Source organism: Psychrobacter piechaudii (genome assembly GCF_900162825.1).
In the GTDB taxonomy this organism is placed as follows: Bacteria; Pseudomonadota; Gammaproteobacteria; order Pseudomonadales; family Moraxellaceae; genus Psychrobacter; species Psychrobacter piechaudii.
Genome location: NZ_FUGE01000239.1, coordinates 1 through 5,721, shown reverse-complemented (window position 1 = coordinate 5,721; position 5,721 = coordinate 1). Strand labels below are relative to the sequence as shown.

Annotated in this window: 5 protein-coding genes; all 5 read left to right on the top strand. The window is 42.0% G+C overall.

What is annotated here, in order from left to right:
- Window positions 1-696 precede the first annotated feature (696 nt).
- The 5 genes from xseA to A1019T_RS12235 all read left to right on the top strand — a co-directional run bounded on the left by xseA (window position 697) and on the right by A1019T_RS12235 (window position 5,575).
- The gene (gene xseA / locus A1019T_RS12255; protein ID WP_077451957.1) at window positions 697-2,229 is read left to right on the top strand and encodes an exodeoxyribonuclease VII large subunit; all 1,533 of its coding nucleotides are present in this window, start codon (window positions 697-699) and stop codon (window positions 2,227-2,229) included.
- An 86-nt stretch (window positions 2,230-2,315) separates the two neighbouring features.
- On the top strand, window positions 2,316-2,615 hold the full coding sequence (gene xseB / locus A1019T_RS12250) for an exodeoxyribonuclease VII small subunit (protein WP_077451955.1): 300 nt from the start codon (window positions 2,316-2,318) through the stop codon (window positions 2,613-2,615).
- Between the two features lie 115 nt (window positions 2,616-2,730).
- A complete protein-coding gene (locus tag A1019T_RS12245; protein WP_077451953.1) occupies window positions 2,731-4,089 on the top strand; it encodes a GntP family permease in 1,359 nt (452 codons plus the stop codon).
- Between the two features lie 40 nt (window positions 4,090-4,129).
- Complete coding sequence (locus A1019T_RS12240) at window positions 4,130-5,293, top strand: glycerate kinase (protein WP_077451951.1); 1,164 nt, start codon at window positions 4,130-4,132, stop codon at window positions 5,291-5,293.
- A gap of 63 nt (window positions 5,294-5,356) precedes the next feature.
- Window positions 5,357-5,575, top strand: coding sequence for a hypothetical protein (locus tag A1019T_RS12235; protein ID WP_077451949.1), 219 nt, complete (start codon window positions 5,357-5,359; stop codon window positions 5,573-5,575).
- The last annotated feature ends 146 nt before the right edge of the window (window positions 5,576-5,721 follow it).

Here is a 5,721-nt window from a genome sequence, read left to right as displayed (position 1 = left end):
ATGCACAAATCGCCATAACGCTTGGGTCTGAGCAAAACTGCTTTTAGTATCTATAGTTGCTTTCATACCAGCATGTAGATAACCGTTTGGGTGAGTGTGATTGTGTACGAGTTGTTGATATCGTTTGATGAGCCTCGTATCTAGCTCCATTTTATCTATGCCATACTGCGCTATTTTATCAAATTTATGCTCAATGATAAATTGTGTAGATACCTATGCCCTGAAGTGGGTGGTTTTACGGCGACTGGTAATAAAAAATTTCTTCATGCATGGACGTGGCTTTTGTGCGGTTTAATAATTGCTTAATAGTTAAAGGGAAGTTATAAGCTTGAGGGGCGGAGGTGTAGTGATTGGTCATTGAATAGTCCATTATTTGAGTTATTGAATAGTCCATTATTTGAGTTATTGACATAGGCCGGTAAACTTAGATGGTCTAAGCGTGGTATCAGTTTTGAACGGGAATAATCATAATCAACTCAAACAGATATGTAAAGAAAAGTATTACTTTGAGCGATTTTAAAGCTAGGCTAACCTGATGGGTTATCGTATTTAACGGGCTATTGTTTTTAGTACAGGTATGCTTAAATAACGCCTTTTTAAAAGCTCCGCTTAAGTGCTATGCTATTGTAGCCCTATTTTTAACCTCTTCTTGTTATACATTAAAAAGTATAAAACTTAAATTTAAGACTGATAACTATGCCTAAGCCAGATTTGTCTCGCCTTGATACTTTATCCTCACAGGATAGCGACTTTGATGTCGATAGTTTCGATGCAGACGACTTTACTGATTCCATTGATGATGAGCTTGAAAATACCGTTCTCAGATTAAGTGATTACTTAGCTGCAGTTGAGCTGGTTGTTAAAGAGACTTTTCGCCACAGTGTCTGGGTGAAAGCCGAGATTCGCAATCTGTCTAGCAAAGGCGGCCATTACTATTTTGAATTGGCAGAAAAAGATGATGACGGTAAAGTCATAGCCAGTTGCCGTGGTAACCTATGGCGCTTTAAAGCCGCTCGTGTACTTACTAAATTTGAACACGCCACCGGCATGAAACTGGAGCGTGATGTCACCGTACTGCTAAATGTCACCGCAAGCTTCCATCCTCTATACGGCTTCTCTCTAGCCATCAATGATATTGATCCCAGCTACACCTTAGGCGATTTGGCGCGTCAATATGCAGCCATACTAGAGCGCTTAAGCGGTGAAGGGCTACTTAACTTAAACAAACAAATCCCTGCCCCATTTGATATTGAGCATGTATTGGTTATTGCCCCAGAAAAAGCAGCTGGACTTGGTGATTTCCGAGCCGATGCGGATAAACTGCATCGCACCAATGCCTGTCACTTCCATTATCATTACGCCACCTTCCAAGGCAATCACGCTCCCAAAGAGATTCGTCATGCCATTACCAAAGGTATGCTCACCTTTAGGAAGCAATATGATCGTGACCCAGATGTGATAGTCATTATTCGTGGTGGTGGTGCGGTTGGGGATTTAGCTTACTTAAATGATTATGAGTTGGCGGCTTTGGTCGCTGAGCAACCTGTTCCAGTTTGGGTAGGTATAGGTCATGAACGGGATTCGGTCATTTTGGATGAGGTGGCGCACACCAGCTTTGATACCCCCTCAAAGGTTATCGCCGGTATCGTTAATCACCTTGCCAGCCTCATGCAGCGCACTCAAGGTTATGCCGATGCAATTCAACGATTAAGTCAACAACAATTGACTCAGACTGCCATGTCCACTGAGCGTCAATTTTCAACTATTCAAAGCTTAAGCCAGCATAACTTACAGCACTGGCAACATCTAACCGATCGTCATTTTAATAGCATTAAACAACATGCTAAATTTGAATTGCGTGAAGTCACGCTAACTGCCGAAAGTAACATGCAGCGCATTCGCCAAATGAGTTATAACGAGTTATCAAGAGCTACTGATGCCATTGACTCTCTGCATCACAGCACCAAAGCCAACAGTCAAAAGTTGGTAAACGATATCGAAAAACAAGTGCGCTATTATCAACAAGTGGTGTTGATTCAAAGCCCTGCCCGCCTGCTTGATCAAGGGTATGCCTTTATTCAAAACTCAGAGGATAAATATCTAAACTCGGTTAAAAGTATTGAAAAAGGCGACTTCATTAAAGTGGCTATGAGTGATGGTGAGTTAAACGCAGTGGTCTATAACGTAACCTCTCATTCTCACACTGACTCTGATTCTGAACAAAGCTAAACCCTGTGTTTTTTGATTTTACTCCCTACTTTATTAGCCTAACCTTTATATCTCACAATTAATTTAATTATTATAAGGATTATATTATGGCCACACGTACCCGCAAAAAGACAGCACCAAAAACCTTTAAAGCTGCTTATCAAATTCTAAAGACCAATGCCGAAGAACTACAAAGCTCAAATGAGCCAGACATTGATAATTTAATGGATACCGTTGAGCAATCTATAGCTGCTTATAAAGTGTGCCAAGCCCGTATCGAAGCGGTGCAACAAGCGCTTGATGCTGCTTTTGATGAAGATGCTGATAGCGAAAGTGAAGAAGTAGTGACTGACTCTGATGATGTGGATGAAGCAGAAAGCGACAATATCGATAATGAAGCTGAATAAACCACTAACACCCATTAAAAATATTAAGCCACTAATTTTTATTAATATTGAAACAAAAATCGACAAAATAGCTGGTTAGATAGCTGCACCAGCCTGTCACTTCTTGGGGAATACCATGACCGTCATTTGGTTACTACTGACCATTATTTTTATTATTTTTACCACCGCAAAATTAAAATGGCATCCCTTTTTAGTGCTGATTTTGTCGGCATTTTTGGTGGCTTTATTTTACCAAGTACCTATTGCCGATGTGGCTAAGATTATCTCCGATGGCTTTGGCGGCATCTTGGGCTATATTGGCCTAGTTATCGTTTTTGGGACGATTATTGGTTTAATTTTGGAGAAAACAGGCGCGGCCATCGTTATGGCTGAATCGGTGATTAAGCTGATTGGAAAACGCTTTCCCACTTTGACCATGTCTATAGTTGGTGCGGTGGTTTCTATTCCTGTTTTTTGTGACTCAGGTTTTGTGATTCTAAACTCTTTAAAAGAATCACTGGCGAAGAGCATGAAGGTATCTAGTGTGGCAATGAGTGTGGCGCTAGCGACCGGACTTTATGCCACCCATACCTTTGTGCCTCCCACCCCAGGTCCTATTGCAGCAGCCGGTAACTTAGGCTTAGAAAACAACCTAGGTTTGGTCATTATGGTCGGAGTGGTCGTGACCTTTGTGGCGGTTATGGCTGGCTGGTGGTGGTCCAATCGGTTTTTAAATGTAGAGCCTGATAATACTAATACAGTAGATGCTCTCGATTCAATACTGCCTGAAAATCAAAAAACTCGGGCTGATTATCCTTATATGCCTTCAGCATTGATGGCCTTCTTACCGATTATCGTACCCATTATTTTAATTTGCTTGTCATCAGTGGCTAACATCCCAAGCAAACCATTAGGCGATGGCACTTTAATTGATATTATTATCTTTTTAGGCAATCCATTAACTGCTCTATTAATTGGTCTATTTTTATCGTTTTTACTGATTAAGGGCGACAATAAAACACAAAGAGTCAGCACTTCTATTTCAGAAGGTCTGGTAGTGGCCGCTCCTATTTTATTAATTACTGGCGCTGGTGGCGCTTTTGGCGCTATGTTGAAAGTGACACCCATTGGTGACTATTTAGGCACTACACTCTCAGGTCTAGGCTTGGGTATATTCATGCCATTTGTAGTCTCTGCGGCATTAAAAACAGCCCAAGGCTCAACCACCGTAGCATTGGTAACCACCTCGGCCATGGTGGCTCCGTTACTGAGTCAAATTGGCTTGGATAGTGAATTGGGTAGAGTCTTCGTGGTCATGGCCATTGGTGCTGGTGCGATGACGATCTCTCATGCCAATGACAGCTTCTTCTGGATTGTCAGCCAGTTTAGCCGTATGAGTGTGTCTCAAGCCTATAAAACCCACTCTGTGGCAACAGGTATTCAAGGGGTCACCAGTATTATCTTTATCTGGTTATTGACTCTTGTTTTCTTATAATCTGACCTCTTAATAATATGCTGTGAATGGTTGAATAAATATGAATATCCTAATCGCACCAGACTCATTTAAGGAAAGCCTCGAAGCCATCGACGTCTGCAATGCTATTAAACAAGGCTTCAGCCAAGTCTATCCGGAGGCTAACTACACTTTACTGCCCCTCGCTGATGGCGGTGAAGGCACCTCAAGTGTCTTATCTTATGTGTTAGACGGTCACTGGCAACAGATTAAAGTACATGACCCTTTAATGCGCCGGATTACTGCAAAGTATTTTCTTACCGCAGAGGGTGTGGCTGTAATTGAAATTGCTGAGGCTTGTGGCCTGCACTTATTAAAGTCAGATGAACTTAACCCCCTAATTGCCAATACTTTTGGCGTGGGTGAGATGATTGCTGATGCCATTGCTAAAGGCGCAACACAAATGCTCATTGGCCTAGGCGGTAGCGCCACCAATGATGCGGGCGCTGGCATGCTTCAAGCATTGGGAGTTAAATTACAAGACGCTACCGGCACTGCACTAAAGCCGGGTGGCAGTAACCTCAGTCAGCTACATAGTATTGAGCATCAAACCCTTCAGAATCTCTTGTCTGGTATAAAAATTACCGTAGCCTGCGATGTAACCAGCCCGTTATGCGGCCCTACTGGCGCCAGTCATGTCTTTAGCCCCCAAAAAGGAGCAACCTCCGATGAGGTGCTTATTTTAGATAAAGCGCTGGCTCACTTTGCTGCTGTGACCCATGCTCATAATGTCAGTGACGACTGTTGTAGTTCTGTTGAAGGTGCCGGTGCAGCAGGTGGTTTAGGCTTTGCCTTAATGGCTTATTGCCAAGCTGAGTTAAAATCAGGATTTGATACCATTGCTGAAATGGTAGCACTAGACAAGCACTTAGCCAAAGCCGACTTGGTCATTACCGGAGAAGGCAAGCTTGATGCCCAAACGGCTATGGGTAAAGTAGCCAATGGAGTAGCATTACGCGCCAAAGCCATTAACCTAGAGCTCCCTGTTATCGCTATATGTGGAAGTGTAGACCGTGATATAAGCACTGAAAACTGCTTTGATAATTCGCCATTTGATATTGCCGTACCTAGCATTCAAAAACTTGATAAGCTAGATAATATTCTAGATGCAGCCTATCCTAATGTGGCTCAGACCGCTTATCAGTTAGCAACTACTTTAAAGTTGGGGCAACATTTAAAAAGTTAATTCAATTTAAAATCTATCCAAATAAATTAAAAAAACTATAACGACCACCTATAAAGAAAAACTATGAAAAAGAAATTTTTATTATCGACATTAATTTTGTCAAAACTAAGTATTAGTGGATGTAACTCTGCACTTATGGCTATTGATGAGGCGCACAGAGAGTACGCCACCGAACGTGAAAAACAGCCTGCTATTGATAAATACATCGCCCTAAAAGATAAGTATCAATCAAGTGGCAAGCTAAGCGCTGATGAGCATATGGTTATGGCTGAGCTGTTATAGTCAAAGAACGAATAAAGTGGTACACTAAAACTTATGGCATATTCAAAAGACTACCGACAAATGATTCTTAGCAAACTTGACGAAGGCTACAGCTTTCGGGAGTTAGCCGAAGAGTATCAAATTAGCCCAACCAGTATACAAAACTG